General features: G+C 69.4%; 25 protein-coding genes and 1 tRNA gene. 13 read left to right on the top strand and 13 right to left on the bottom strand.

Annotated elements, in window-relative coordinates; translation table 11 throughout:
• Positions 1-8 precede the first annotated feature (8 nt).
• The 5 genes from ACZ4O3_RS19085 to pknB all read left to right on the top strand — a co-directional run bounded on the left by ACZ4O3_RS19085 (position 9) and on the right by pknB (position 7,279).
• Entirely contained in the window at positions 9-533 is a 525-nt protein-coding gene (locus ACZ4O3_RS19085) for an FHA domain-containing protein FhaB/FipA (protein WP_351316637.1), read from the top strand.
• A 98-nt stretch (positions 534-631) separates the two neighbouring features.
• A complete protein-coding gene (locus tag ACZ4O3_RS19080) occupies positions 632-2,197 on the top strand; it encodes a Stp1/IreP family PP2C-type Ser/Thr phosphatase (RefSeq protein ID WP_362716795.1) in 1,566 nt (521 codons plus the stop codon).
• 27 nt (positions 2,198-2,224) lie between these two features.
• On the top strand, positions 2,225-3,667 hold the full coding sequence (locus ACZ4O3_RS19075) for an FtsW/RodA/SpoVE family cell cycle protein (RefSeq protein WP_362716787.1): 1,443 nt from the start codon (positions 2,225-2,227) through the stop codon (positions 3,665-3,667).
• The gene (locus tag ACZ4O3_RS19070; protein ID WP_362716784.1) at positions 3,664-5,148 is read left to right on the top strand and encodes a penicillin-binding transpeptidase domain-containing protein; all 1,485 of its coding nucleotides are present in this window, start codon (positions 3,664-3,666) and stop codon (positions 5,146-5,148) included. The genes ACZ4O3_RS19075 and ACZ4O3_RS19070 overlap by 4 nt, the downstream gene beginning before the upstream one ends.
• Before the next feature lie 169 nt (positions 5,149-5,317).
• Positions 5,318-7,279 (top strand): Stk1 family PASTA domain-containing Ser/Thr kinase, encoded by a 1,962-nt coding sequence (gene pknB / locus ACZ4O3_RS19065; RefSeq protein WP_362716781.1) that lies wholly within the window; start codon positions 5,318-5,320, stop codon positions 7,277-7,279.
• A 358-nt stretch (positions 7,280-7,637) separates the two neighbouring features.
• Here pknB and ACZ4O3_RS19060 read toward each other — a convergent pair whose 3' ends face one another.
• Positions 7,638-8,837, bottom strand: a complete 1,200-nt coding sequence (locus ACZ4O3_RS19060; protein WP_467723100.1) for a PP2C family protein-serine/threonine phosphatase — start codon at positions 8,835-8,837, stop codon at positions 7,638-7,640.
• 232 nt (positions 8,838-9,069) lie between these two features.
• On the opposite strand from ACZ4O3_RS19060, the gene ACZ4O3_RS19055 reads away from it, so the two are divergent.
• The gene (locus tag ACZ4O3_RS19055; RefSeq protein ID WP_467723099.1) at positions 9,070-10,044 is read left to right on the top strand and encodes a recombinase family protein; all 975 of its coding nucleotides are present in this window, start codon (positions 9,070-9,072) and stop codon (positions 10,042-10,044) included.
• Positions 10,045-10,478: 434 nt separating this feature from the next.
• Here ACZ4O3_RS19055 and ACZ4O3_RS19050 read toward each other — a convergent pair whose 3' ends face one another.
• Genes ACZ4O3_RS19050 through ACZ4O3_RS19025 form a run of 6 tightly spaced genes read right to left on the bottom strand, consistent with a single transcriptional unit; the run spans position 10,479 to position 14,603 of the window.
• Positions 10,479-11,228: a class E sortase gene (locus ACZ4O3_RS19050; protein WP_362716769.1), complete on the bottom strand. Its 750-nt coding sequence runs from the start codon at positions 11,226-11,228 to the stop codon at positions 10,479-10,481.
• 19 nt (positions 11,229-11,247) lie between these two features.
• Positions 11,248-12,258 carry a class E sortase gene (locus ACZ4O3_RS19045; RefSeq protein ID WP_467723097.1) on the bottom strand — a complete coding sequence of 337 codons (1,011 nt, stop codon included), beginning with the start codon at positions 12,256-12,258 and terminating at the stop codon, positions 11,248-11,250.
• On the bottom strand, positions 12,255-12,893 hold the full coding sequence (locus ACZ4O3_RS19040; RefSeq protein ID WP_467723095.1) for an aminodeoxychorismate/anthranilate synthase component II: 639 nt from the start codon (positions 12,891-12,893) through the stop codon (positions 12,255-12,257). The genes ACZ4O3_RS19045 and ACZ4O3_RS19040 overlap by 4 nt, the downstream gene beginning before the upstream one ends.
• Positions 12,890-13,051, bottom strand: coding sequence for a hypothetical protein (locus tag ACZ4O3_RS19035; protein WP_384988840.1), 162 nt, complete (start codon positions 13,049-13,051; stop codon positions 12,890-12,892). The genes ACZ4O3_RS19040 and ACZ4O3_RS19035 overlap by 4 nt, the downstream gene beginning before the upstream one ends.
• A gap of 52 nt (positions 13,052-13,103) precedes the next feature.
• Positions 13,104-13,787 carry a class E sortase gene (locus ACZ4O3_RS19030; RefSeq protein WP_467723093.1) on the bottom strand — a complete coding sequence of 228 codons (684 nt, stop codon included), beginning with the start codon at positions 13,785-13,787 and terminating at the stop codon, positions 13,104-13,106.
• A gap of 27 nt (positions 13,788-13,814) precedes the next feature.
• Positions 13,815-14,603, bottom strand: a complete 789-nt coding sequence (locus tag ACZ4O3_RS19025; RefSeq protein ID WP_362730016.1) for a DUF881 domain-containing protein — start codon at positions 14,601-14,603, stop codon at positions 13,815-13,817.
• 152 nt (positions 14,604-14,755) lie between these two features.
• Here ACZ4O3_RS19025 and crgA point away from each other — a divergent pair, with 152 nt between their 5' ends.
• The gene (crgA, locus tag ACZ4O3_RS19020) at positions 14,756-15,010 is read left to right on the top strand and encodes a cell division protein CrgA (protein ID WP_046727637.1); all 255 of its coding nucleotides are present in this window, start codon (positions 14,756-14,758) and stop codon (positions 15,008-15,010) included.
• Positions 15,011-15,284: 274 nt separating this feature from the next.
• On the opposite strand, the gene ACZ4O3_RS19015 is transcribed toward crgA, so the two are convergent.
• Both ACZ4O3_RS19015 and ACZ4O3_RS19010 read right to left on the bottom strand, forming a co-directional pair.
• On the bottom strand, positions 15,285-16,166 hold the full coding sequence (locus ACZ4O3_RS19015) for a rhomboid family intramembrane serine protease (RefSeq protein ID WP_362730022.1): 882 nt from the start codon (positions 16,164-16,166) through the stop codon (positions 15,285-15,287).
• Positions 16,167-16,288: 122 nt separating this feature from the next.
• A complete protein-coding gene (locus tag ACZ4O3_RS19010; RefSeq protein ID WP_362717713.1) occupies positions 16,289-16,822 on the bottom strand; it encodes a peptidylprolyl isomerase in 534 nt (177 codons plus the stop codon).
• A 324-nt stretch (positions 16,823-17,146) separates the two neighbouring features.
• Between ACZ4O3_RS19010 and ACZ4O3_RS19005 the strand changes: the two genes are divergently transcribed.
• The gene (locus ACZ4O3_RS19005; protein WP_362717710.1) at positions 17,147-17,842 is read left to right on the top strand and encodes a DUF5324 family protein; all 696 of its coding nucleotides are present in this window, start codon (positions 17,147-17,149) and stop codon (positions 17,840-17,842) included.
• 72 nt (positions 17,843-17,914) lie between these two features.
• Here ACZ4O3_RS19005 and ACZ4O3_RS19000 read toward each other — a convergent pair whose 3' ends face one another.
• On the bottom strand, positions 17,915-19,075 hold the full coding sequence (locus tag ACZ4O3_RS19000) for an endonuclease/exonuclease/phosphatase family protein (RefSeq protein ID WP_467723091.1): 1,161 nt from the start codon (positions 19,073-19,075) through the stop codon (positions 17,915-17,917).
• 137 nt (positions 19,076-19,212) lie between these two features.
• Between ACZ4O3_RS19000 and ACZ4O3_RS18995 the strand changes: the two genes are divergently transcribed.
• Positions 19,213-19,911: a response regulator transcription factor gene (locus ACZ4O3_RS18995; RefSeq protein WP_362717704.1), complete on the top strand. Its 699-nt coding sequence runs from the start codon at positions 19,213-19,215 to the stop codon at positions 19,909-19,911.
• Positions 19,904-20,986: a sensor histidine kinase gene (locus ACZ4O3_RS18990; RefSeq protein WP_362717701.1), complete on the top strand. Its 1,083-nt coding sequence runs from the start codon at positions 19,904-19,906 to the stop codon at positions 20,984-20,986. The genes ACZ4O3_RS18995 and ACZ4O3_RS18990 overlap by 8 nt, the downstream gene beginning before the upstream one ends.
• A gap of 201 nt (positions 20,987-21,187) precedes the next feature.
• Here the strand turns inward: ACZ4O3_RS18990 and ACZ4O3_RS18985 are convergent.
• A tRNA-Ala gene (locus tag ACZ4O3_RS18985) sits at positions 21,188-21,260 on the bottom strand.
• Between the two features lie 184 nt (positions 21,261-21,444).
• Between ACZ4O3_RS18985 and ACZ4O3_RS18980 the strand changes: the two genes are divergently transcribed.
• Both ACZ4O3_RS18980 and ACZ4O3_RS18975 read left to right on the top strand, forming a co-directional pair.
• Positions 21,445-21,993, top strand: a complete 549-nt coding sequence (locus ACZ4O3_RS18980; RefSeq protein WP_362717699.1) for a helix-turn-helix domain-containing protein — start codon at positions 21,445-21,447, stop codon at positions 21,991-21,993.
• A 163-nt stretch (positions 21,994-22,156) separates the two neighbouring features.
• Positions 22,157-23,800 (top strand): serine/threonine-protein kinase, encoded by a 1,644-nt coding sequence (locus tag ACZ4O3_RS18975; protein ID WP_467723089.1) that lies wholly within the window; start codon positions 22,157-22,159, stop codon positions 23,798-23,800.
• On the opposite strand, the gene ACZ4O3_RS18970 is transcribed toward ACZ4O3_RS18975, so the two are convergent.
• Both ACZ4O3_RS18970 and ACZ4O3_RS18965 read right to left on the bottom strand, forming a co-directional pair.
• Positions 23,764-25,095, bottom strand: a complete 1,332-nt coding sequence (locus ACZ4O3_RS18970) for a hypothetical protein (RefSeq protein WP_467723087.1) — start codon at positions 25,093-25,095, stop codon at positions 23,764-23,766. The two genes, ACZ4O3_RS18975 and ACZ4O3_RS18970, sit on opposite strands and share 37 nt — an antisense overlap.
• Before the next feature lie 197 nt (positions 25,096-25,292).
• Positions 25,293-25,421: a DLW-39 family protein gene (locus tag ACZ4O3_RS18965; RefSeq protein ID WP_003999697.1), complete on the bottom strand. Its 129-nt coding sequence runs from the start codon at positions 25,419-25,421 to the stop codon at positions 25,293-25,295.
• 361 nt (positions 25,422-25,782) lie between these two features.
• Here ACZ4O3_RS18965 and ACZ4O3_RS18960 point away from each other — a divergent pair, with 361 nt between their 5' ends.
• A complete protein-coding gene (locus ACZ4O3_RS18960) occupies positions 25,783-26,130 on the top strand; it encodes a DUF6344 domain-containing protein (RefSeq protein WP_362724533.1) in 348 nt (115 codons plus the stop codon).
• The last annotated feature ends 138 nt before the right edge of the window (positions 26,131-26,268 follow it).

The raw sequence follows: 26,268 nt of genomic DNA, 5'->3' as shown, positions 1-26,268 counted from the left end.
CGGGGGCAATGTCAGAGCTGACCCTCACGGTCATGCGGCTGGGTTTCCTGGCCGTACTGTGGCTGTTCGTGATCGTGGCCGTGCAGGTCATCCGCAGCGACCTGTTCGGTACGCGCGTCACCCAGCGCGGATCGCGTAGGGAAGAAGGACGCCGGCAGCAACCCGCCGCCCGGCAGCAGGCCGCGCCACCGCAGCAGCGCGGCCAGCAGCAGGCGGCCGGCAGCGGCCGGCGGCGCAACGCCCCCAGCAAGCTCGTCGTCTCCGAGGGCACGCTCACGGGTACGACGGTCGCACTCCAGGGACAGACCATCACCCTGGGCCGCGCCCACGACTCCACGATCGTGCTGGACGACGACTACGCCTCCAGCCGCCATGCCAGGATCTACCCGGACCGCGACGGCCAGTGGATCGTCGAGGACCTCGGGTCCACGAACGGCACGTATCTGGACCGGTCCCGGCTGACGACTCCCACGCCGATCCCGCTGGGGGCGCCGATCCGCATCGGCAAAACCGTCATCGAGCTGCGGAAGTAGTGCTACATCATGGATAGGCGCGAGCGGAGCGAGCACGCGGCGGCGGACCGGACGCCGGTCCCCGGCGCGCTCCCGACCGGAGGGTGGGCACCGTGCGGATGTACCCGGAGCCGACGGGCGAGGTGCGCATGAGTCTGTCACTGCGCTTCGCCGCCGGATCGCACAAAGGCATGATCCGGGAGGGCAACGAGGACTCCGGCTACGCCGGTCCCCGGCTGCTCGCCATCGCCGACGGCATGGGCGGCCAGGCCGCCGGTGAGGTCGCCTCCTCCGAGGTGATCTCCACCCTGGTCACGCTCGACGACGACGTGCCGGGCTCCGACATCCTCACCTCCCTCGGCCACGCCGTGCAGCGCGCCAACGACCAGCTGCGCGCCATGGTCGAGGAGGACCCGCAGCTGGAGGGCATGGGGACCACCCTCACCGCCCTGTTGTGGACCGGGCAGCGGCTCGGCCTGGTGCATGTCGGCGACTCCCGCGCGTACCTGCTGCGGGACGGCCTGCTCACGCAGATCACCCAGGACCACACCTGGGTGCAGCGGCTGGTCGACGAGGGCCGGATCACCGAGGAAGAGGCCACCACCCACCCGCAGCGCTCCCTGCTGATGCGCGCGCTCGGCAGCGGCGACCACGTCGAGCCGGACCTGTCGATCCGCGAGGTGCGCGCCGGCGACCGCTACCTCATCTGCTCCGACGGGCTCTCCGGGGTCGTCTCCCACCAGACCCTGGAGGAGACCCTCGCCAGCTACCAGGGGCCGCAGGAGACCGTGCAGGAGCTGATCCAGCTCGCACTGCGCGGCGGCGGCCCCGACAACATCACGGTCATCATCGCGGACGTCCTCGACCTGGACACCGGCGACACCCTCGCCGGGCAGCTCTCCGACACCCCGGTCGTGGTCGGCGCCGTCGCCGAGAACCAGCACCACCTGCACGACAACGGCTTCATGCAGACCCCGGCCGGCCGCGCGGCGAACCTCGGCCGCCAGGTGCCCGGCCAGGGCGGGGGCGGCGAGTTCGGCCCGCCCGGCTCCGGCGACACCACCGGATACGTCCCGGCCGGCGGTTTCGACGACTACACCGACGACGACTTCGTCAAGCCCCGCAAGGGCCGCAGGTGGCTGAAGAGATCCTTCTTCGGCATCCTCGCCCTCGCCGTGATCGGCGGGGGCCTGTACGGCGGCTACCGCTGGACGCAGACCCAGTACTACGTCGGCGCCAACGGCGAGCACCTCGCGCTGTACCAGGGCATCAGCCAGGACCTGGCCTGGGTCTCGCTCTCGAAGGTGGAGAAGGACCACCCCGAGATCGAACTCAAGTACCTGCCGCCCTACCAGCAGAAGCAGGTCAAGGCCACCATCGCCGAAGGCGGTCTCACCGACGCCCAGTCGAAGGTCCAGGAGCTGGCCGTGCAGGCCTCCGCCTGCAAGAAGGAGTCGGAGCGCACCGCGTCCGGCACCAAGACCGGCTCCAAGACCGGCCAGGGCGAGGCCGGCGGCACCACGGGAACCACCAAGACCTCTCTCACGTCCAAGGCCTCGCCAAGCCCTTCGAACTCGGCGTCCTCCACGGCGTCACCGTCCCCGTCCCCCTCAGCGACCCCCAGCCCCGGCCCCACCCTCTCGGAGGATGAGCAGAAGGTCGTCTCGCTGTGCGGTAAGCAGTAGGCAAGCCGTGAGAGGCCCTGTCACACGATGAGCAGTACTACCAACACGTCGACGAACCACACGTCCACCATCGGCTCCATCGGCACCCCGAGCCGGCGCAACACCGAGCTCGCGCTGCTGGTGTTCGCCGTCGCCATCCCGGTGTTCGCCTACGCCAACGTGGGCCTGGCCATCAGCGACAAGGTCCCCGCCGGACTGCTGAGCTACGGACTGGGCCTCGGCCTGCTGGCCGCCGTCGCCCACCTCGCCGTACGCAAGTTCGCCCCGTACGCGGACCCGCTGCTGCTGCCGCTGGCCACCCTGCTCAACGGCCTCGGCCTGGTCGTCATCTGGAGACTCGACCAGTCCAAGCTGCTGCAGTCGCTGCCCAACTACTTCCAGGCCGCGCCCCGCCAGCTGCTGTACACCGCACTGGGCATCGGCCTGTTCGTCGTCGTACTGATCTTCCTCAAGGACCACCGCGTCCTGCAGCGCTACACCTACATCTCGATGTTCGGCGCACTCGTGCTGCTCATCCTGCCGCTGGTGCCCGGCCTCGGCGCCAACATCTACGGCGCCAAGATCTGGATCCGGGTCCCGGGCCTGGGCTCCCTGCAGCCCGGTGAATTCGCGAAGATCGCCCTGGCGATCTTCTTCGCCGGCTACCTGATGGTGAAGCGCGACGCACTGGCCCTGGCCAGCCGTCGCTTCATGGGCCTGTACCTGCCGCGCGGCCGCGACCTCGGGCCGATCCTCGTCGTCTGGGCGATCTCGATCCTCATCCTGGTCTTCGAGACCGACCTCGGCACCTCGCTGCTGTTCTTCGGAATGTTCGTCATCATGCTGTACGTCGCCACCGAGCGGACCAGCTGGATCTTCTTCGGTCTGCTGATGTCCGCGGCCGGCGCCGTCGGTGTGGCGAGCTTCGAACCCCACGTCCAGCAGCGTGTCCAGGCGTGGATGGACCCGATGAAGGAGTACACCCTCAGCCAGCAGGGCGTCGTCGGTCACTCCGAACAGTCCATGCAGGCACTGTGGGCCTTCGGCTCCGGCGGCACCCTCGGCACCGGCCTCGGCCAGGGCCACTCCGACCTCATCCGGTTCGCCGCCAACTCGGACTTCATCCTCGCCACCTTCGGCGAGGAAATGGGCCTGGCCGGCATCATGGCGATCCTGCTGATCTACGGCCTGATCGTGGAACGCGGCGTGCGCACCGCCCTCGCCGCCCGCGACCCCTTCGGCAAGCTGCTCGCGGTCGGCCTCTCCGGCGCCTTCGCCCTGCAGGTCTTCGTCGTCGCCGGCGGTGTCATGGGACTCATCCCGCTGACCGGTATGACCATGCCGTTCATGGCGTACGGAGGCTCGTCCGTACTGGCCAACTGGGCCCTGATCGGCATCCTCATCAGAATCAGCGACACCGCGCGCCGCCCGGCGCCCGCCCCCGCCGGCAACCCCGACGCCGAGATGACCCAGGTGGTCCGCCCGTCATGAACAAGCCCCTGCGCCGAATCGCGATCTTCTGCGGACTGCTGGTCCTCACCCTCCTGCTGCGCGACAACTGGCTCCAGTACGTCAAGGCCGACGGCCTCAAGACCGACCCGAAGAACCGCCGCGTCACCATCGCCCGCTACTCCACCCCGCGCGGCGACATCATCGTCGACGGCGACCCGATCACCGGCTCCACGGCGTCCGGCTCGTCAGGCCTGAACGACCTGAAGTACAAGCGCACGTACAAGAACGGCCCCATGTGGGCGCCGGTCACCGGGTACGCCTCCCAGGCCTTCGGCGCAAACCAGCTGGAGTCCCTGGAGGACGGCATCCTCACCGGCGACGACGACCGGCTCTTCTTCCGCAACACCCTCGACATGGTCACGGGCAAGCAGAAGTCGGGCGGCAACGCCGTCACCACCCTCAACGCGGCCGCCCAGAGCGCCGCCTACAACGGGCTGAAGAGGCAGGGCGGCAAGGGCGCGGTCGTCGCCCTGGAGCCCTCCACCGGCAAGATCCTGGCCCTCGCCTCCTACCCGTCGTACGACCCCTCGGCCTTCGCCGGCACCTCGGACACCGACGCCGAGGCCTGGAAGAAGCTCCAGAAGAAGTACAACCCCGACGACCCGATGCTGAACCGGGCACTGCGCGAGACCTACCCGCCGGGCTCCACCTTCAAGGTGGTCACCGCCGCGGCCGCCCTCCAGAACGGGCTGTACAGCTCCGCCGACCAGGCCACGAAGTCCCCGCTGCCCTACGTCATGCCCGGCACCACCACCGAGCTGAAGAACGAGGGCAGCATCCCCTGCAAGAACGCGACCATGCGGGTCGCGCTGCGGTACTCCTGCAACACCGTCTTCGGCAAGATCGGCGCCGACCTCGGCAACGACAAGATGCTGGCCGAGGCCAAGAAGTTCGGCTTCGACTCCGAGCAGTTCACGCCGGTCCGCTCCAGCGCCTCGGTCTTCTCCGACGACATGAACCAGTCGCAGACCGCGCTGTCCTCGATCGGCCAGTACAACACCGCCGCGACCCCGCTGCAGATGGCCATGGTCGCCTCGGCGGTGGCCAACGACGGCAAGCTCATGAAGCCGTACATGATCGACAAGCTGCAGTCGTCGAACCTCGACACCATCTCCCAGACGGACCCCGAGGAGATGAGCCAGCCGCTGTCCTCCTCCAACGCCCAGATCCTCCAGTCCATGATGGAGACGGTCGTCAAGGAGGGCACCGGCACCAACGCCCAGATCGGCGGCGTCACCGTCGGCGGCAAGACCGGTACCGCCCAGCACGGTGTGGAGAACAGCGAGAACCCCTACGCCTGGTTCATCTCGTACGCCAAGCTTCCCGACGGCAGCAAGCCCGTCGCCGTCGCCGTGGTGATCGAGGACGACCAGGCCAACCGTGACGACATCTCCGGCGGCGGCCTCGCGGCCCCGATCGCGAAGAGCGTGATGGAGGCAGTCATCAGTTCCAAGAAGTGACCCTGCTCACGTCCCCTTCACATCGGTGCACGTTGACATACCGGTCCTGTATCGGGTTACGGGCTTGGCCAGGTCACACAAACACAGCCGGGTACGGTAGGCCCGGACGGCAGCCTCCGACCGCACACCCGTGCCGGTCGGGACCGACGGAGAGGGCTGGTAGGGAACTATGGAAGAGCCGCGTCGCCTAGGCGGCCGGTACGAACTGGGCCACGTGCTCGGCCGCGGTGGCATGGCGGAGGTCTACCTCGCACATGACACCCGGCTCGGCCGCACGGTGGCGGTGAAGACGCTGCGCGCGGACCTCGCACGCGATCCGTCCTTCCAGGCCCGGTTCCGCCGGGAGGCCCAGTCGGCCGCCTCGCTCAACCATCCCGCGATCGTCGCGGTCTACGACACGGGCGAGGACTACATCGACGGGGTCTCGATCCCGTACATCGTCATGGAGTACGTGGACGGCTCGACGCTCCGCGAGCTGCTGCACTCCGGGCGCAAGCTGCTGCCCGAACGCGCGATGGAAATGACCATCGGCATTCTCCAGGGCCTGGAGTACGCGCACCGCAGCGGCATCGTCCACCGTGACATCAAGCCGGCGAACGTCATGCTCACGCGCAACGGCCAGGTCAAGGTGATGGACTTCGGCATCGCCCGCGCCATGGGCGACTCCGGCATGACCATGACCCAGACGGCCGCGGTCATCGGCACCGCCCAGTACCTCTCCCCGGAGCAGGCCAAGGGCGAGCAGGTCGACGCCCGCTCGGACCTCTACTCGACGGGTTGCCTCCTCTACGAGCTGCTGACGGTACGGCCCCCGTTCGTGGGCGACAGCCCGGTGGCCGTCGCCTACCAGCACGTCCGCGAGGAACCCCAGCCCCCGTCGGTGTTCGACCCGGAGATCACGCCCGAGATGGACGCGATCGTCCTCCGCGCGCTGGTCAAGGACCCGAACTACCGCTACCAGTCGGCCGACGAGATGCGCGCCGACATCGAGGCATGCCTCGACGGCCAGCCGGTCGCCGCCACCGCGGCGATGGGTTCGGTGGGCTACGGCTACCCGGACGACCAGCAGACGACCGCCCTGCGCTCCGACGCCGGCGCCACGACGATGCTCCCGCCGATGAACCCGGACGACGGGGGCTACGGCTACGACGAGCGCCCGGACCGCCGCCGCCAGCAGAAGAAGAGCAACACCTCCACGATCCTGCTCGTGGTCGCCGGCATCCTGGTGCTGGTCGGCTCGATCCTGATCGGCAAGTGGGTGGTCAGCGGCAACGGCGGGGACAAACCCTTCGCCGTCCCGAACTTCATCGGCCAGACCTACTCGGACGCGCAGAAGATGGCCGACAACTCCGGCCTGAAACTCGCGGACCCGACCCGGAAGCCCTGTGAGAAGCAGCCCAAGGGCAAGGTCTGCTCCCAGGACCCGGCCCTTGGCACGGACGTCAACAAGGGCGACACGATCAGCCTGGTGGTGTCCACGGGCGCGCCGAAGGTCGCGGTCGACAACGTGATCGGCAAGAACGTCGACGACGCCACCACCCAGCTGGAGAACAAGGGCTTCAACGTCAAGGTCACCAAGACGGTGTCCTCCCAGGACGAGGGCACGGTCCTGAGCCAGAACCCCGATCCGGGCACGGAGAAGGAAAAGGGCTCGACCATCACTCTGGAGGTCGCCAAGGCCGAGGAGAAGTCGACGGTCCCCGACGTCAGCGGCAAGTCCTGCGACGAGGCCAAGGCGCAGATGCAGGCGAACAACCTCACCGGCAACTGCTCCGAGGTGGACACCGACGACCCCAACCTGGTGGGCAAGGTCGTCTCGACCGACCCGCAGGCCGGGCAGCAGGTCGACAAGAACTCCACGGTGAACATCCAGATCGGCAAGGCCAAGCAGCAGACGCCCGTACCGGGCGTGGTCGGCCAGACCGTCCAGCAGGCCAAGCAGACCCTGCAGGCGGCCGGCTTCACCAACATCCAGTTCAACGGTGACAGCAGCGACAACGCCCGCGTCCTCGCCCAGAACCCGAACGCCAACACCCCCGTCGACAACCCCGGCGGCACACAGATCACCCTCACCACGGTGAGTGCCGGCGGCAACAACGGCGGCGGCTTCTTCGGCGGCAACAACGGCTGACGTCACCCCGCGCTCGACAGAGCCCGGTGTCCTTCTGACGAAAGGGCACCGGGCTCTGCTTTATCCACCGATATCGCACATGCGCCTCACACTCGCTCACTCAAGGACCGGCACATCAACTTCCTGGGCCGCTACCTGTTCAACATCAAGGCCAGCGGACCCGACCAGGGCCTGCGGCCCTTCCGAGACCCCGATGCCATCGAGGACGAAGGGGAAGACTGCTGAGGGGCGGCGCATCCGAGACGGCCTGCCCCCGCTGCGCGGCCCGGCCACGGCCAGCGATGGCGATGGCGGCGCGGACGGTGGAGAGGAATGACCTTTTCCCGGCGGCGGTCTCCGGCGGGGCACGGGGAAGTGCTTATCGGCCGGCTCCGGCGTGGGCGTGGCGGCCGTCGTGCTGGGGGCCGTGCCAGTCGAGGCACAGCGCCGTGGCGTCGTCGGCCAGGTGGCCGTCGCAGGCGTCGGTGACCGCTTCTGCCAGGACGCGCACGACCTCGCGGGGATGTTCGGAGGCGGTCTCGCGCATGAGGCCGGGCAGGTCGACGGACTCGGCTTGTCGTTCCTGCATGCCGTCGCTGTGCAGCAGGAGCCGGTCGCCGGGGCGCAGGTCGAGGTCCTGTACGTGGTACAGGGCGAGCCCGGGGGCGCCGAAGAGCAGGTCGACGTCCAAGCGCACCTCGTTCACCGTGCCGTCGCGCAGGAGCAGCGGCCAGGGGTGCCCGGCGTTGACGACCTGTGCGCCGGTCCCGTCCAGGGCGATGCGCAGGAGCTGGCCGGTGGCGAGGGCATGGTGGCCGTGGTCGAGGAGAGCCTGGTGGATCCGGCGGGCCTGCTTGGCCAGGCCGGCGCCGTCGCGACGAGCGCCACGCGAGGCATTGACCAGGAGGGTGGCCATGAGGGCGGCGTTGACGTCATGGCCCATGGCATCGGTCAAGGACAGGTGCAGGGTGTCCTGGTCGAGGGCGTAGTCGTAGCTGTCCCCGGCGGCCTGGTCGGCCGGGATCAGGCACGCGGCGAGCACGAACTGTGCGGCTTCGCAGGAGGGCGCGTCGGGCAGGAGCTGGCGCTGGATCTCGGCGGCCAGGCTGAGAGGGCTGGCGCGCTGACCCCACCGGTAGAGGTCGGTGAAGCGGCGGTCGGTGACGATGATGTACGCCAGCGCGTGCGCGGCCTCGCCAACCTCGTCCAGGATCTCCTGGCTGGCGTGCGGCAGGGACAACTCCAGGACGCCGATGGTGTCACCGCGGTTGGTCACCGGGGCGAGCACCCGCTTCCCGTTCCCGGCGTCGGGGGCCTGCACCAGCTCCTGGGTGCGCAGCACCTGGTCGTAGAGGCTGCCGGCCAGATGGATTCGATCAGCGTGGAGACCGACCCGCGAGGCGATCCCCTCGTCGATCCGCACCATCTGCCGGCCGGCGACGCCGAGGAACAGGAACGACACCGTCCGCGCGTCGAACCGGTCGCGTAGATTGCGCGCCACCACAGCGAGAGACGCCCCCGGCGCCGCGTCCTCCGCTGCGGCGAGCACCTCGGCCAGCCCGAACGGGTCACCCGGCATCCTTGCCTCCGCTCATGCGAATGTCCCAGCCCGACCGCGGGCACCGCCCGCACCCAATCTCACACGGGTTCCACCGTGGCGGCGGGCAGGCACGCCCAGTCCCTCGCACAGGTGACCAGTTGCGGGAGTTCTGCGAACACCCCGGAGCCGATCGTGAATCCGCAGGTCATCGTTTGCAGAAGTCCTCTCAAAGCCGGCGAGTTGTGCGAGGCGGTTCTGCGGCGCTGCCGGGGTGGATCTGACGCCCGATCAAGCCGCAATCGCGGTAGAACGAAACGACTGTCCGAAGTGTGAAGCCCCGGCCGGCAGCGCATGCCGCACCCGCAGCGGAAAGTGCGCGACGAAGTACCGCACCGCCCGCTTCATCCTCGTTCCCGCGCTCCGCGAGGAGCTTGAGGTGATCGTGCCGGAGGACCGCGGCCCGGGGCGGCCGTGGAAGCCGGGCCCGCCCGTCGAGGCGGCGCCGACCACCGCGGTGGCGAAGCCCATCCGGATCGGGTACGCCCGCTGCTCGACCGCCCAGCAGGAACTCGCCTCCCAGCTCGCCGCGCTCGAACCGGTCTGCAGGCGGATCTTCTCCGAGAAGATCTCCACCCGGGTCAAGACCCGGCCCGAGCCGGAGAAGGCGCTGAAGCTGGCGTATGACATCAAGGAGGCAGCCCCCGACCAGGAGGTCATCCTCACCGTCCACGAGCTCAAGCGCCTCGCCCGCAACGCGGCCGAGCTCATGACCCTCTCCGGTCAGCTCCAGGACGCCGGCGTCCAGCTCGAACTCCTCACCGGCCCGCTCACCGGCATCTACGACCCCAACGGCATGGGAGCGATGTTCTTCGCCGTGCTCGCCGTGCTCGCCGTCGCGCTGAAGAACAAGGGCGTCCCCGTCCCCGACATCGCGAAGAAGCTCACGATCAAGACGGGCAAGAACGCGGGGCGCCACCCCTCGGTCGCCTCGCTGTACCGGGCGCTCGCCGAAGCCGAGGAAAGCGCCGAGCCCAACGACGCACAAGTCATCAGCCCCCGCCGCCCGATCCGCGCCCGCATCACGGGCCCCGGCAGCGGCACCGACCCGGAGTTGACGGAACGGCTCACCGCACAGGTCCTCGACGGCGACACCGTGCTGAACGACCTGGCCCGCCAGACCGAGGACGGCTCCGACGACGTGGTGGCCCAGATGCTCATGCGGACTCGGAACGCAGACAACCAGTGATCCCCACGCCGCCCCATCGCTGGAAGAGCCCGGCGTCCTCGGCGCCACCGGACCCGGAGACCACGGTCTCCTCAGCCCTGGCCCGACCCACGGAGCCTGAAGTGGACAACGCCGGCCCCGGCCACAGCGCACCGGAGCGCTCTCAGCAGTAGGAGAACCCAAGCGAGATCAATCTCACCGGGATTTCCTGTACCTCCACTACTCACACCCGCAAACCGGCGGCCCGCGACGGTTGCACCAGCATCGTCGTACAGGGCGGTCATGGCGACCGGGGCGTCGACATCATCGGACTCACGGCCGACGGGTGACGATTCGTCGTCCGGTGCAAAAGGCTCGCGCCCTGCCTCGCCATCACCAGTCCCACTGGGGTGCCGGGGAGCCGCTCAGGGTGCTGGAGCGGCCGGGACGCGGCAGACCTCCCGCAAGGAGGTCTGTCAGCGCAGTTCCTTCGGTGGCGTCCGCCTGCTGTCGACCTTCTGGACCCGGACCAGCTCGCCCCACACCACGTACCGGTACCGGCTCGTGTACACCGGAGTGCACGTCGTCAGGGTGATGTAGTGGCCCGGCTTGGTCTTGCCGGACTCCTTGGGGATCTGGGAGAGGACCTTGACGTTGTACTTCGACGTCTCGGGGAGGACCGAGTACGCCTTGTAGACGTACCAGTCGTTCCGCGTCTCGAAGACGATCGGGTCGCCGACCTTCACCTTGTCGATGTTGTGGAACTTGGCCCCGTGGCCGTCACGGTGGGCGGCGAGGGTGAAGTTGCCGGCCTTGCCGGTGGTGGGGAGCATCGCCTTCGCCGGGTCCGTGTAGTAGCCGGCGACCCCGTCGTTCAGGACATCCGTCGACGTGCCCTTCTCGACCAGCACCTCGCCGTTCCTCATGGACGGCACATGCAGGAACCCGATGCCGTTCTTCGTGTTCAACGCACCCGGCCCGGTGTCCTGCTGGGCCCAGGTGTCGCGGACCTTGTCGCCCTCCCGGTCGGCCTTGCGGTCGGCGATCACGTTCGTCCACCACAGCGAGTAGACGACGAACAGACCGAGCACCAGGCCCGCGGTGATGAGGAGTTCACCGAAGACGCTGACCGCCATCGCGACCCGGCCGATCGGCCGGCGGCCCGGCACGGGCACCGCGTCCTGCGCGTCGGTCTGCTCTTCGGTGTCGTCGGCGGTCGCTGCCACTGTTCCTCTGCCTCTGCCCTTACTCGACGAGCGCGTCTGGCTTGCCCTTGCTGCGCGGACGTTCCTCGACCATCTTGCCCCACACGATCAACCGGTACTTGCTGGTGAACTCCGGTGTGCAGGTGGTCAGGGTGATGTACCGCCCCGGCGTGGTGAAGCCCGATCCCTTCGGGACCGGGTCCAGCACACTCACGTTGCCCGGCGACGTCACCGGCAGCATCGACGTCACCTTGTACACGAAGTACTCGTCCTGCGTCTCGACCACGACCGCGTCACCGGCCGTCAGCCTGTTGATGTACCGGAACGGCTCGCCGTGCGTGTTGCGGTGCGCGGCGAGACCGAAGTTACCGGTCTTGTCCTGCGGCATCGCGGTCTTCAGCACGCCCTCGCCGTAATGGCCGACCATGCCCTTGTCGAGGACCTTCTTGTTGCTGACGCCCTCCGCTATCGGCGCCACCACGTCCAGCTTGGGGATGTGCAGGATGGCGAAACCCTGCCCGGGCGCGAAGACACCGGGCGCACGCTTCCCGCTCGCCCAGTCCTTCTGGAGACTGCTGGTCTCGCTGCCCGCCTGCGCATGGGCCCGGACGTTGGTCCACCACAGCTGGTACGTGACGAACAGCAGCATCAGCACACCGGTGGTGATGAAGACCTCTCCTATCGCCCGGCTCGCCATGACGGCCGGACTCGGCTTGCGCGCCCGCGCCTGCCGACGGGCCTCGATCCGGGAGAGCGGACGCCCCGACGGGGTGCTCTTCGACGGCGCCGTCTCCGGTGCGCCGCCATGACGGCCACCGCGCCGCCTGGCCGCCTTTCTGCGGGCCGCCCGGCCACCCCCTGGGACACCAGCGCCGGATGAGGCTGCCGAGCCCGCAGACGCCGACATGGGCGGCGGATCGGGAATCCGCAGCGCCACGGTCTCGTCGTCGGCCGGCGGGAGATACGCCGTGCCGCCGAGCGCACTCGGTCCCCCGTACGACTGATCCCCGTACGAGGCATCGGTCTCGCGCTCGGGGCGCAGCGCGGTCACGCCGTGGCCCTGCCCACCACCGGGGCGAGCCCCGCCGACCTCGCCACGGCCCCCTGGTCACCGCACTCCATCAGCCAGTTGGCCAGCATCCGGTGCCCGTGCTCGGTCAGCACCGACTCGGGATGGAACTGGACCCCCTCCACCGGGAGTTCCCGGTGCCTGAGGCCCATGATGATCCCGTCGTGGGTGCGGGCCGTGACCTCCAGCTCGGCCGGCACGGTGGCCGGCTCGGCGGCGAGCGAGTGGTAGCGGGTCGCGGTGAACGGGCTCGGCAGCCCGGCGAAGACCCCCTTGCCCCCGTGCTCCACCAGCGACGTCTTGCCGTGCAGCAGCTCCGGCGCACGGTCCACCACACCGCCGTACGCCACCTGCATGGACTGCATGCCGAGACAGACGCCGAAGACGGGAACGCCGGTGCCCGCGCAGTGGCGGACCATCTCCACGCAGACCCCCGCCTGCTCCGGCGTGCCGGGCCCCGGCGACAGCAGGACACCGTCGAAGCCGTCCTGGGCGTGCGCCGTCGACACCTCGTCGTTGCGCAGCACCTCGCACTCGGCGCCCAGCTGGTACAGGTACTGGACCAGGTTGAAGACGAAGCTGTCGTAGTTGTCGACGACGAGAATCCGCGTGCTCACTGGTTGTCCACCGTCACATCGTTGAAGGGCAGCAGTGGTTCGGCCCAGGGGAAGACGTACTGGAAGAGGACATAGACCACGGCCAGGACCAGCACGAGTGAGATCAACGCCCTCACCCACGCGCCGCCCGGCAGATGCCGCCAGATCCAGCCGTACATGCCGTCCCTTCCGTTCCACCACGGCACCAGAATCCCGCCGTACTGCACCAGACTAACGGCGCAGCGCCTCGGGTTTGCCTGCCTCCACAGGCTGTGTGGAGTCCAGATGCGCCCAGACGATCAGCCGATGACTGTGCCCCCATTCCGGATCGCACGTGGTCAGCGTGAGATAGCGGCCCGGACGCGTATACCCGGACTTACGTGGCACAGGGTCGATCACTTCAACGTCCGTCGGAACTGTTTTGTATGGGCCTTTGTCGATCCGATACGTGAACCAGGTCGTACCGTCCGTCAGTACGATCGCGTCACCCCTGCGGAGCCGCGGGAAGTCCAGGAACGGGTCGCCGTACGTGCGGCGATGGCCGGCGACCGCGAAGTTGCCCTCCTGACCCAGCCGGGCGGTACGGGCGTAGTGGGCGAGACCCTTCTTCAGCACATCGGTGCCGGTGCCCTCCAGGACGGGCTTGTTCCACGTGAAACCGAACCGGGGGACGTACATGATCGCGAAAGGCCTGCCGTAGTGATACGCGGCCGGCGCGGCGGGGGCGGCGCTCGCCCCGGCCGTGGGGTGCACGGCGGCACTGTCCGACCACTGCCGCTGCAACTGGTCGATCTGGTCGTGCATGACACTGTCGGCCTTCACACCGGTCCAGAACAGCACATACACGACGAAGAGGACTATGAGTGTGCCGATCGTGATGCAGAGCTCACTGACGGTCCTGACGATCACGCGCACCGGCGGCTCCAGAGGACGACGGGCTGCTTACCCCACAGGCTTCGCGTAGTGCAGATCCACTGTGCCCGAGTAGCCCGGCAGAGTCACCGTCCCGTCCTCGGTGACTTTCCAGCCGAGGCCGTACACGTTGACGTACACCATGTAGTTCTGGATCGCCTCGGAGTCCGCGAGCGCCTGCTGCATCTTCGCCGGATCCCCCACCGCCTGGATCTTGTACGGCGGCGAGTACACCCGGCCCTGGAGGATCAGCGTGTTGCCCACGCACCGCACGGCACTGGTGGAGATCAGCCGCTGGTCCATGACCTTGATGCCCCGGGCGCCGCCCTGCCACAGGGCGTTCACCACGGCCTGCAGGTCCTGCTGGTGGATGACCAGGTAATCGGGCTGCGGCTCGGGATATCCGGGAAGCTTGGCGGTGGCGTTCGGCGGGGCGTCGTTCAGCGTGACGGTGATCGCGTCGCCGGTCAGCTTCTGGGTGCCCGCGTCCTTCTCCAGACCGGAGAGCTTGTCGTCCTCGGCCTTGCTGGAGCCGTCGTCCCGCTCGGCGAGCTTCTCGTTCCGCTCCCGGGAACCCGCGTTGGACTCGTCCAGGTCCTTGTTCTTGCGGCTGCGCTCCTGGATCAGGTCGGACAGCTTCAGCAGATTGTCGTCCGAGCGGATGTCGGTGCCCTTGGCCGTGTTGAAGCTGGTGAAGAAGAGAAGACCCGCCAGGGCGAAGACGGCCACGGTCAGAATCCGTACCGGCCGGAAGCCGGCCTTGCGGGCCGGGTCCTTACCCGTTGATCCGGTGGCGTTGGAGTCGGCAGAATTGCTCAACGTACCCTTATCTCCTTCGGCGCCGCGGAAGCACTACGCTAACGGACGCCCGGGGGAGCGGTCAGTGTGCCCTTACTGTCCCCTTGTACGCTGCTCCGAGCCCGACCCAGTTACCTGCGCGGCCACGCAGCGCATCGACAGGAGAGACCCTCGTGCCGAAGTCACGTATCCGCAAGAAGGCCGACTACACGCCGCCCCCGGCGAAGCAGGCGACCGCCATCAAACTGAACAGCCGTGCCTGGGTCGCGCCGGTGATGCTGGCCATGTTCCTGATCGGACTGGCCTGGATCGTCGTCTTCTACGTGACCGACGGCTCGCTGCCCATCGACAGCCTCGACAACTGGAACATCGTCGTGGGCTTCGGCTTCATCGCTGCCGGCTTCGGTGTCTCCACCCAGTGGAAATAGCTCTGCCCAGGGCTGTTCGCTGAGTTATCCACAGGCCTGACCTGCTGTCCACATCCTCCTGGGGAAAAGACGACGATCTGTGGATAACCCATCGGGCGTTGACGCCGGTACGACTACCACAACGCTCTCCGCAAGACTGTTCGCCCCCTGCCTGACCTGCACAAATGCAGGTGAGTGACAGGGGGCGCAGCTGTGCGGGAACACTATGCACAAGATCCGCCACCGACTGTGGACAACGGTTCGGTATCGGTGCGGTGCGCCGCCGTGATCCGGCTCAGGTGAGCTGTGCGGTCCGGATGACCGTGATCACCAGGGCCGCCACCAGCACCAGCGCACAGGTGCCGTACTGAATGAGGTTCCGCCGCTCGCGCGGAGCGTGCACCATCGCGTAGCCGGTGACGACCCCGGCGACCAGGCCGCCGATATGGGCCTGCCAGGCGATGCCGCCATGGAAGGTGAAGATGAGGTTGATCACCAGCAGGGCGATGATCGGCCGCATGTCGTAGTTGAGCCGGCGGATGAGCACGGCGGTCGCGCCGAAGAGGCCGAAGATGGCGCCGGACGCGCCGAGGGACGCGCTGGTCGGGGAGGAGAGCAGATAGGTGAGCGCGCTGCCGGCCAGGCCCGACACGAAATAGAGCGTGAAGTAGCGTGCCCGGCCGAGGGCCGTCTCCAAGGGCCCGCCGATCCACCACAGGCTGAGCATGTTGAACGCGATGTGCGTGTACTGCTGCGGGTCGTGCAGGAACATCGCGGTCAGCAGCCGGTAGTACTGTCCCTCCGCGACGCCCTCGACCCCGATCCTGCCGAACAGCTCGAAGTCGCCGGTGAAACTCCAGCCGACGGAGACCTGGACCAGGAAGATCGCGATGTTGACGCCGATCAGGATCTTGGTGAGCAGCCGGGGGTCGGCGGTGACGGTGCCGCCGGCGATGGTGCGCGGGCGGGTGTCGGCCGGGGGCGGGCCGCTCTGGCCCGGGGTGGTGCCGCGGACGCATTCGGGGCACTGGAAGCCCACGGAGGCGCTGACCATGCACTCGGGGCAGATGGGGCGCTCGCACCGGGTGCAGCGCACGCCCGTCTCCCGGTCCGGGTGCCGGTAGCACATGGGCAGGCTGTGGGCGTCGCGCGCGCTGCCTGTCGCCTGGTCCTCCATGGGGTCCCCTCGTTCGTCGTGGGCAATGCGCTGCCCCGCACATCCTTACGGACGGGCGGGGCGTTTGGTTCCCTTCGGGCACTTCCTTTCGGGCGCTTCCTCCGGGCGTGCCTTGCGGCGGATCAGCTCTCGCGCTTCGCCACGGTGATCGTCTCGACGACGACGTCGTTCTCGGGACGCTTGTTCGGCCCGGTGACGGTGACGGAGGCGATCTTGTCCACGGTCTTCTGGCTGTCCGCGTCGACGACCTCGCCGAAGATGGTGTGCTTGCGGTTGAGGTGGGGCGCGGGATTGACCGTGATGAAGAACTGCGAGCCGTTGGTGCGGGGGCCGGCGTTGGCCATGGCCAGCAGGTAGGGGCGGTCGAAGCGGAGGTCGGGGTGGAACTCGTCCTCGAACTTGTAACCGGGGCCGCCGATGCCGGTGCCGATCGGGTCGCCGCCCTGGATCATGAACCCGCCGATCACGCGGTGGAAGATCGTGCCGTCGTAGAGCCGGTCGGTGGAGACCGTGCCGGTGGCCGGGTGGGTCCACTCACGCTCGCCCTGGGCCAGTTCGACGAAGTTCTTGACCGTCTTGGGCGCGTGGTTCGGGAAGAGCCGGACCTCGATCTCACCGAGACTGGTCTTCAAGGTGGCGTAGAGCTGCTCGGCCACGGTCCGCCTTCCGTTGTGCTCTCGTGGTGCTCGGGTGTAACCCGGTGGTGGGTTGCGCCGTCACGATCCTCGCACGGTACGGCGGCCCGGTGACCCGGCAGGGCTCTCCGTGCACGGATCCTCACGAATCGCTTGCGGAAACCCGGCGGATCCCCCCGGGCGGGGGCGCTGGGCGCCGATCCGTGGCATTGTCGTCGGCAAGCCCCTCTTAGCTCTGGTTGCACCCGTATGCCCGTCCTCGCGCGCCGCTCGGCCCGTCGGCAGGCATGATCCGTAAAAGGGTGGAAAGTCGAAATACCGTACGCCACCGAGGAGGAGGAACCCGTGACCCGCAAAGAGAGCGTGCGCACCGCGACCAGCTCGGCGAAGGACAGCGTGCGGCACGCCGCGGAAGTGGTGGCGCCCTACGCCGACACGGCCAAGGAGCGTGCCGCGTACTACGCGCAGGAGGCACGCGTACGGCTCGCGCCCGTGGTGTCGCAGGCTGCTGAGCAGGCCCGCGTCCAGTACGACGCCCGTCTCGTCCCGCGTCTGGAGCAGGCGCGGACGCATGTGCCATCGATGGTGGACCAGGCTGCGCACGACGCGGCCGATCTGACCCGTAAGGCCGCCCGGCAGGCTGCCGACTATTCACGTCCGAGGATCGAGCAGGCCGTGGCGGCGGCCGGGCCGGTCCGTGACGAGGCCACGGCGCGCGGTGCGGCCGCGTTGGCCGCGCTGCGCGGCAATGTCTCGGCCGAGGAGATCGAGAAGCTGGCGCGCAGGAACCAGCGGCGTTCGTCGTTCGGCCGGGCGTTCAAGGCGTTCGCCGTGTTCGGTGTGCTGGCTGGTGCCGCGTTCGCCACGTGGAAGTGGTGGGACAAGCAGGCCAACCCGGACTGGCTGGTGGAGCCGCCCGCTGCCACGGAGGTCCCGGATTCGGGGCGTCTCGGCTCGGTGGACGGCAGTTCTCCCCTGCATCCCGAGGTTCAGGCCAAGGAGGCGGAGGAGCAGACGTCCCGGGACGACAAGGGGCGTTGAGCCGCGGCGTTTCACGTGAAACCGGCGACCCCTTCGGCCCGCGCTCAGGCGGCCCGAGGGGTGGCTGCGGTGTCACCAGCTGATCGTGGCCGCCACCGGCACATGATCACTGCCGGTGGCCGGCAACGTCCATGACCTGTGCGGTCGCACGCCGCGGACGAGGATCTGGTCGATCCGTGCCATGGGGAATTTCGCCGGCCAGCTGAAGCCGAAGCCGTCGCCTGCCGTGTCCTGGGCCGATCGCAGCTGCTCGGTGAGGCCGGCGAACGCGCGGTCGTCCATGGTGCCGTTCAGGTCGCCGAGCAGGACCACCCGCGCGTTCGGCTCGGCGGCGACGGCGTCGGCGAGGGCCTGCGCGCCGGCGTTGCGCTGGGACGTCCAGAAGCCCGTCCTGGGCAGTACCCGTACGGATCCCAGGTGGGCCACGTAGACCGTGAGAGGTCCGTGGGAGGTGGCCACCGTGGTGCGCAGCGCCCGGTTGTACCGCATCTTCACGGCGGCCGGGATGGTGTCACCCAGTGGCCCCTCGTCCGTCTTGATGTCCACCGGCCGGGTGTCCGACAGCGGCAGCCTGCTCCACAGTCCGACCGTGCCCAGCACCACGTGGTGGGGGTACGTCCGGGCCAGCGCTTTCTCGTAGGTGCCCGTGGCGGGGCCGGTCAGTTCCTCGAGCGCCAGCACGTCCGCGCCAGAGGCGGCCAGGGCGCGGGCGGTACCGACCGGGTCGGGGTTGCCGGCGTCGACGTTCTGACTGACGACGGTGAGGTCACCGCCCGGGTGGGACCTGTCGCCGATCAGCCCGCCGAACAGGTTCAGCCACACCACGACCGGCAGCAGCAGTGCGACCCCCGCGGAGGCGGAGCGGCGCCACAGCGCCCCGGCCAGCAGCACCGGGATGAACAGGCCGAACCATGGCAGGACGCTCTCCGCCAGGCTGCCGAGGTTGCCGATCCGGTTCGGGATGTCGGCGTGCAGCAGCATGAGCAGACCGAGCAGCAGCGCCGAAACCGTGAGCACCGGACCGCGCTTCCATGGCCCGAGCCGGCCGAAGCCGTCCCGCCCGCTCGCCGCGGTGTCCGCCGCGTCCGTCGTACGAGCCGCGTCCGCGTCCGCCGCATCTCCTTGACCCGCTTGACCCGCTTGACCCGCTTGACCCGCTTGACCCGCTTGACCCGCTTGACCCGCTTCGTTCGCTGCGGCCGCCGTGTCTCCGGCATCCGTCTTCTGCCTCATCGTCTGTCCTCGATCGTTCCGGCGGGAGAGCCGGCCGTTCCTGACGTCGGGCCGCCAGTCAAAGCGGTGTGGTGTTGCCGTGGCGTATGCCGTTCTCGATACGCGGACGATATGTGCCGACTCATAGCATCGGTCGCATGCGTGTGCTGATCGTCGAGGACGAGCCCTATCTGGCGGAGGCCATCCGCGACGGCCTGCGTCTGGCCGCGATCGCGGCCGACATCGCAGGTGACGGTGGGACCGCTCTGGAACTGCTGGGTGTCAACAGCTACGACGTCGCCGTCCTCGACCGCGACATCCCCGGGCCTTCCGGAGACGAGGTCGCCAAGCACATCGTCGCCTCCGGCAGCGGCATGCCGATCCTCATGCTCACCGCGGCCGACCGTCTCGACGACAAGACGTCCGGTTTTGAACTCGGCGCCGACGACTACCTGACGAAGCCGTTCGAACTCCAGGAGCTCGCGCTCCGGCTCAGGGCCCTGGACCGCAGGCGTGCCCATCACCGGCCTCCCGTGCGGGACATCGCGGGTCTGCGCCTTGATCCGTTCCGCAGGGAGGTCTACCGGGACGGCCGCTATGTCGCGCTGACCAGGAAGCAGTTCGCGGTGCTCGAAGTCCTCGTCGCCGCCGAGGGCGGTGTCGTCAGCGCGGAGGAGCTCCTGGAACGCGCCTGGGACGAGAACGCCGACCCGTTCACCAACGCCGTACGCATCACCGTCTCGGCGCTGCGCAAGCGTCTGGGCGAGCCCTGGGTCATCGCGACCGTGCAGGGCGTCGGTTACCGCATCGGCGCCCGGCCGGAGACCGCTCCGGAGGGAGAGGGAGACCGTGGATAGGGCTCCTGGTCCGAGCGTTCGCCTCAAACTCACCCTCAGCTATGCCGGATTCGTCATGCTGGCCGGCGCTCTGCTGCTGGCCGCGGTGTGGGTGTTCCTGAACCGTGTGCCGCATCCCGGGCTGATCATCGTGCCCGACTACCGCCTGGCCGTCGTGCGTACTTTCGCGCCGACCGCCGTTGCCGTTCTGACGTTCCTGCTGGTGTTCGGTCTCGCGGGCGGGTGGATCCTCGCCGGCCGGATGCTCGCCCCTCTGACCCGGATCACGGACGCCACCCGCGTGGCCACGGACGGCTCGCTCTCCCACCGGATCCGGCTGCCGGGCCGCAGGGACGAGTTCCGTGAACTCGCCGACGCCTTCGACGCGATGCTCGCGCGGCTTGAGGCGCACGTCGCCGAGCAACGGAGATTCGCGGCCAACGCCTCGCATGAGCTGCGTACTCCGCTCGCCGTCTCGAAGGCGCTGCTCGAGGTGGCCCGCAGCGATCCGGATGGGCGGTCCGGCGAGATCATCGAACGTCTGGACGTCGTGAACACCAGGGCGATCGACCTCACCGAGGCGCTGCTGCTGCTCAGCCGCGCCGACCGAGGGTCCTTCAGCCGGGAACCCGTCGATCTGTCCCTCATGGCGGAGGAGGCCACCGAAACGCTCCTGCCTCTCGCGGAGCAGCACGGCGTGGCGATCGAGACGTCCGGCGACATCGCGGCCGCGCTCGGGTCGCCGGCGCTTCTGCTGCAGCTGACCACGAACCTCGTGCACAACGCGATCGTCCACAACCTGCCCGCCCAGGGCACCGTGTGGGTCCGCACCGGCGTCCGTCCCGGGACCGTGGTGCTCACCGTCGAGAACACGGGCCGGAGGATCAGCGCGCGACTGGCTTCGACGCTCACCGAACCGTTCCGGCGCGGCACTGACCGCGTACGTACCGGCCACGCGGGGGTCGGGCTCGGCCTGGCCATCGTCAGGACCATCGCCCAGGCGCACGACGGGACGCTCACCCTCACCCCGCGCGCCGCCGGCGGCATCCGCATCACCGTCGAACTGCCCGCCTCGTCCTCGAACACCGGCCGATAGCCGACGCCGGCTTCTCACACCAGGTCATCGGACTGGCACGTACGGTGCGCACGGCGCGCGGTTCACGCGGTTCTTCGCCGAGGTGCGGGGCCCGAACCTTCGGCCCCGGGGTCCGTGTCCTCCACGGCGGCCCCTGCGTGAAACCGGGACAAAAAAGACCCCTCCGACTGCATTTTCGCAGTTCAGAGGGGTCCTACGGGGTGGAGCCTAGGGGAGTCGAACCCCTGACATCCGCCATGCAAAGACGGCGCTCTACCAACTGAGCTAAGGCCCCGTACGGGAAGCCGCCGCCCCAGCGAGAGGTCCGCTGGTCGGTGCCGCAGACCAGAGTACCGGGTCACCCCCCGTACCTCGCAAAAAGATTGGGGGTCCCCGCGGATGACCACGCTCCGTAAGATGCTCGACGGGGTTCGCTGTAGCGAACCGTGGATTTTTTGGGGAAGCGATGGGGAGACGCAATGGACGCCGCACAGCAGGAGGCCACCGCCAGAGCGCGGGAGCTGCAGCGGAACTGGTACGGGGAGCCGTTGGGGGCGCTCTTCCGTAAGCTCATCGACGACCTGGGGCTCAACCAGGCACGTCTCGCGGCGGTCCTCGGACTGTCCGCGCCCATGCTGTCGCAGTTGATGAGCGGACAGCGGGCGAAGATCGGCAACCCGGCCGTGGTCCAGCGGGTGCAGCTGCTCCAGGACCTGGCGGCGCAGGTCGCGGACGGCAGCGTGAGCGCGGCCGAGGCGACCGAGCGGATGGACGAGATCAAGAAGTCCCAGGGGGGCTCGGTGCTCAGCAACACCACGCAGACGACGAGCGGTTCGGGTGCGCCCACGGTCAAGCGGGTGGTCCGCGAGATCCAGTCACTGCTGCGGTCGGTGGCCGCCGCCGGTGACATCATCGACGCGGCGGACAGCCTGGCTCCGACCCACCCGGAGCTCGCGGAGTTCCTCCGTGTCTACGGCGCCGGCCGCACGTCGGACGCGGTCACGCACTACCAGTCGCACCAGAGCTGAGCCACGGCCCGGTACACCGGAGGGGGTCCGGTGAGCCGGGCGGGGCCCGGCCCTGGCCGAGGGGGTCACGCGAGAGGGGTCGTATCGCTCGTCGGGGGGAAGGCAACGGGGGTGTGAGGCAGGGGGGAACGAGGGGACCAGAGGGGGAGGGCTACGGGCAGTCATGGGTGAGGTCTTCGCAGGCCGGTACGAACTGGCCGACCCGATCGGTCATGGCGGAGTGGGCGCCGTCTGGCGTGCCTGGGACCACCGGCGCAAGCGCTACGTGGCCGCCAAGGTGCTCCAGCAGAGCGACGCCCACGCACTGCTGCGCTTCGTGCGGGAGCAGGCGCTGCGCATCGACCACCCTCATGTCCTCGCGCCGGCCAGCTGGGCCGCCGACGACGACAAGGTCCTGTTCACGATGGACCTGGTCGCCGGCGGCTCGCTGGTCCACCTCGTGGGGGACTACGGTCCCCTGCCCCCCGCCTTCGTCTGCACGCTCCTCGACCAGCTGCTCTCCGGCCTCGCCGCGGTGCACGCGGAGGGCGTGGTCCACCGGGACATCAAACCCGCGAACATCCTGCTGGAGGCCAGCGGCACGGCCCGCCCGCGCCTGCGGCTGTCCGACTTCGGCATCGCCATGCGGTTCGGCGAGGCCCGGCTGACCGAGACCAACCTGGTGGTCGGCACGCCGGGTTACATCGCTCCCGAGCAACTCCTGGGTGCCGAGCCCGACTTCACGGCCGATCTGTTCGCCGTCGGCCTGGTCGCCCTGTTCCTCCTGGAAGGCGCCAAGCCGGACGCCAAGGCGCTCGTCCAGCTCTTCGCCGAACACGGCACGCCTGGAGCACCCAAGGGCATCCCGGATCCTCTGTGGCAGGTCGTCGCCACTCTCCTCCAGCCCAATCCCGAGTTCCGTTTCCGCACGGCCACAGGTGCTCGCAAGGCGCTCGCCCAGGCCAGGGAGCTCCTCCCCGAGCCGGGCCCCGACGACGAGTTGATCGAGATCTTCGACCAACTGGGTCCGCTGCCCGCGGGGTTCGCTCCGGAGGGACCGTCGCGGGCGGCGTCGGGGGGCGATTCGCGGGGGGCGACGGGGACAGCGGGACAGACGGGGACGACAGGCAGAGCGGTCCCGACGGGCGCCACAGGGACGACGGATGCGCTGGGGCCGGCGGAACCCGGGCCGGGGCCGGGCACGGAGGCGGACAAGGGGACGGCGCCGGAGGCCGGCACCGCCCCGACCGGTCACGGCGCCGTGCCGAAGGGCACGTCGGGCACGGTGTCGAACGACTCGTCCCGCCCGTCGGCCGAACCGGTTTCGGGCTCGGGCTCGGCGACCGGATCCCGGGCGGCGCACGGCGACGTGCCCCCCGCCACCTCCACCGGCGACACCGGCGACACCGGCTCACCCTCGGCCCCGGGCCCGGGCACGGCCGGCATGTCGGACACCGGCAGCTTCCGGCTCCCGCCGCCCGGGGCACCGGTTCCCCCCGCCGCGGAAGCGGAGCCGCCGCACCAGCCGCGGCCCACACCGCCGTCCCCGCCGTATGCCACCCACCAGCAGCCCCAGCCCCAGACACCCTGGCCCCCGGCGCAGCCCCTCCCCCCGGTGCAGCCGCACGCCGAGGCCACCGGTACCGCCACCTACACCGCCCGTGACCCGCAGTCGGTGGCGGTGGCCCCGCCGCCGTCGGCGCGTACCCACGGCCGGCGCCGGCGGCGGGTGCGGCGGCCGGGGCCGTCCGCGAAGGCCGCCGTGCCCGTCCTGCTGCTGGCGCTGGCCTGTTACGCCGTGGGCTTCTGGGCGTTGACCCGGATCTGAGCGCGGCGGGCGGTCAGTGTCCACACGACCAGGACCAGGAGCAGGACGGTGCCCGCGCCGATTCCGCCGGCCGCGAGCGCCCGCATCGCCGTGTCGTCGTCTCCGGGGGCGGCGGCCAGGCCACCGCCCTGGTCCGACGGCGGGTCGAAGACGTTCTTCGGGACGGGTGAACCGGCGTAGTGGGGGCCGGAGTTCGGGGCGCCGTCGACGCGGACCCGGAGTGTCACGCCGTACGGCCCCTGCCCGAAGGTGGCCGCCGTCTGTCCGGTGAGGTGGACGACGAGATAGTAGGCGCCGGCGAAGCGGACGGAGTTCTCCTCGCCGGGGACGGCGTACCGGTTGGCGTAGGCCACCGGTGGCAGGGGGGCGAGGGAGGACGCCTTCTGGGTGCCGTCGTAGCCGAGGGAGACGTCGCTGACGTAGCCGCGGACCGGGCTGTAGAGCGAGAGGTTGAGCGCGGCGCTGACATAGCCCTGGGCGTCCCCTGCGGTGCTGCCCAGTTCGACGGTGGCGTGCAGTTGCTGTCCCCAGTCGACCGGGACGGCGTAGTAGAGGGTCTGGCCCGGGGTGATTCCGGTCCGCCAGACGCCTGCGCCCAGGGTGCGGGCCGTGGCGAAGCCTGCGCCCGCGGTGCGGTGGCGGGGGTTGCCGGTGAGCGGCGCGGGGGTGGCGGAGTTCCAGGTCCCGGGGGCGGAGGTGGCACCGGACCTGGCCAGGGCCGGTTCGGTGGCGGGGGCGATCTCCAGGTCCCAGCTGCCGGGAGTCGTGGTCCGTGAGCCGGAGGCGAGCCGCTGGACGGTCACGTAGTAGGTGCCCGCGCCCTGGCACAGCGCCCTGCCCGTGTCCCGGCGTCCCAGCGCGGTGACCGGCCGGGGGCTCAGTCCGGCGCCGAAGCGGGCGCTGTCGTAGCCGCAGGAGACGCCGTTGGCGTCCTCGACGGAGACGCCGATGCCGTCGCTCGCGGAGACGGTGGCATCGGTCGGCGGGACGGCGGTGACCGGGACGTAGGCGGTGTCGGCGGCGGCGAGTTCGAGGCGGAAGTACAGTTCGCCCTTCTCCGGCAGGGTGCTGCGGTAGGTCCTGCCGGGCTCCAGCGGTGCGGCGGCCGCGGTGTCCGTCGCCGCGGCGATCGTGCGGGCGTCCGGGGCGAAGGCATAACCGCTGCCTCCGTCGGCCGCAACCGGAGAGGTGGGCAGCAGCGCCGTCAGCAGCACGGTCAGCACTGCCGTCAGCGGGAGAGCGGCCGTCGTACCGGTGCCCCGCCGTCCCGCCCCCGTGCGCCACCGCCGTGTCACGCGCGCCCCCAGTCGTCGCTCGTCGGCCTTCGAAGTCCTCGGCCTTCGAAGTCCCGGACCGGCCCCATACTGCCGTTCGCGCCCCCGCGCCACCCGGCAATCCGTACGACCGTCCGAAACGCCCCCTCCCGGCCCCGGACGACGCAAAACCCCGACCGCGAGGCGGTCGGGGTCTCAGTGTCGTTCGTTGTCGGTACTCACGAACCCGTGGGCACGGAGTCAGTCGCCTCCGTCCACAGATCCTGCTCGGCGCGATCCGCCTGGATCTGGCGGTACACGAGGAGCCCGCCGATGGCGGCCAGTGCGACCAGGAGAAGCTTCTTCACCGCGCGACCTCGTCTCTTCCTTGACGTAGGGGACCTCTGGCGCCCGACTATACACACCGACCGATATCGATCGGTGACCTGGCATCCGGCCCCAACTCCGGCTCACCAGACGGTGTTGCCCGGCGTGCGGCACGCCGCCGGCCGTTCCGGCCGGAGGGTGATCACACCCCCACGGAGGGTTACTTTGCACCCTTTCGCCCGCCTTCAGGCGCCTTTCTTGTGATTTTTCAGCTCTCTTGCCTCCGTCCGGGTGGTGTTCATCAGAACATCGCCGCGCCACAGGTTGACGTCCCCCACTTCGCGATCCGCATACACATCATGAGGAAAGTACGCAAATCGCCCAACCCGAAAGTGAGGGGCCATGGCCCGGAACGCCAAGGTCATGAAGATGTGGACCGCCATCGTCACCGCCTTCCTTGCGCTCTGCACGGCGCTCGGACTCGTCTCCGCCGCCACCGCCGCCGCGGTACCGCAGACCGAGACCCCGCGCAACAGCAACAGCGGCGACAAGCACGGCCCGGCCGGCCGGGTGATGATCCCGGCACAGACCCACTGGCTCTGGTCCCAGGCAAGGTCCCTGCCCCCCACGATGAAGCAGCGCATCCGGGCCGAGGCCCACGGCAAGACCCCCGGTTGCCGCCAGCGGCCCCTGGACACGACCGAGTCGGACGACCCGGCCGAACCCCCCGCGGCGAACCTCGACTGCTGATCCTCTCCAGCCGGCTCAGACGCAACGGCGCAAGGGCGACTTGCGTACGTACCAGCGCCTACTGCGACACAGATCCGCGACCGGGACCCGGCCGCGGGTCTTCGCATGCCCGGACCCGCCGGCGGGGCGTCCGGCAAA

The sequence above is a fragment of the Streptomyces sp. NPDC026515 genome, assembly GCF_055567595.1.
Note: the sequence above shows the minus strand (reverse complement) of the source record. Positions and strands in the feature narration are given on the sequence as shown.

Coding starts and splice junctions, on each gene's coding strand:
- ACZ4O3_RS19085 (WP_351316637.1), top strand. CDS start 9: ATGTCAGAGCTGACCCTCACGGTCATGCGGCTGGGTTTCCTGGCCGTA.
- ACZ4O3_RS19080 (WP_362716795.1), top strand. CDS start 632: ATGTACCCGGAGCCGACGGGCGAGGTGCGCATGAGTCTGTCACTGCGC.
- ACZ4O3_RS19075 (WP_362716787.1), top strand. CDS start 2,225: ATGAGCAGTACTACCAACACGTCGACGAACCACACGTCCACCATCGGC.
- ACZ4O3_RS19070 (WP_362716784.1), top strand. CDS start 3,664: ATGAACAAGCCCCTGCGCCGAATCGCGATCTTCTGCGGACTGCTGGTC.
- pknB (WP_362716781.1), top strand. CDS start 5,318: ATGGAAGAGCCGCGTCGCCTAGGCGGCCGGTACGAACTGGGCCACGTG.
- ACZ4O3_RS19060 (WP_467723100.1), bottom strand. CDS start 8,837: ATGCCGGGTGACCCGTTCGGGCTGGCCGAGGTGCTCGCCGCAGCGGAG.
- ACZ4O3_RS19035 (WP_384988840.1), bottom strand. CDS start 13,051: ATGTACGGCTGGATCTGGCGGCATCTGCCGGGCGGCGCGTGGGTGAGG.
- ACZ4O3_RS19015 (WP_362730022.1), bottom strand. CDS start 16,166: ATGGAGGACCAGGCGACAGGCAGCGCGCGCGACGCCCACAGCCTGCCC.
- ACZ4O3_RS19000 (WP_467723091.1), bottom strand. CDS start 19,075: ATGAGGCAGAAGACGGATGCCGGAGACACGGCGGCCGCAGCGAACGAA.
- ACZ4O3_RS18995 (WP_362717704.1), top strand. CDS start 19,213: ATGCGTGTGCTGATCGTCGAGGACGAGCCCTATCTGGCGGAGGCCATC.
- ACZ4O3_RS18980 (WP_362717699.1), top strand. CDS start 21,445: ATGGACGCCGCACAGCAGGAGGCCACCGCCAGAGCGCGGGAGCTGCAG.
- ACZ4O3_RS18975 (WP_467723089.1), top strand. CDS start 22,157: ATGGGTGAGGTCTTCGCAGGCCGGTACGAACTGGCCGACCCGATCGGT.
- ACZ4O3_RS18960 (WP_362724533.1), top strand. CDS start 25,783: ATGGCCCGGAACGCCAAGGTCATGAAGATGTGGACCGCCATCGTCACC.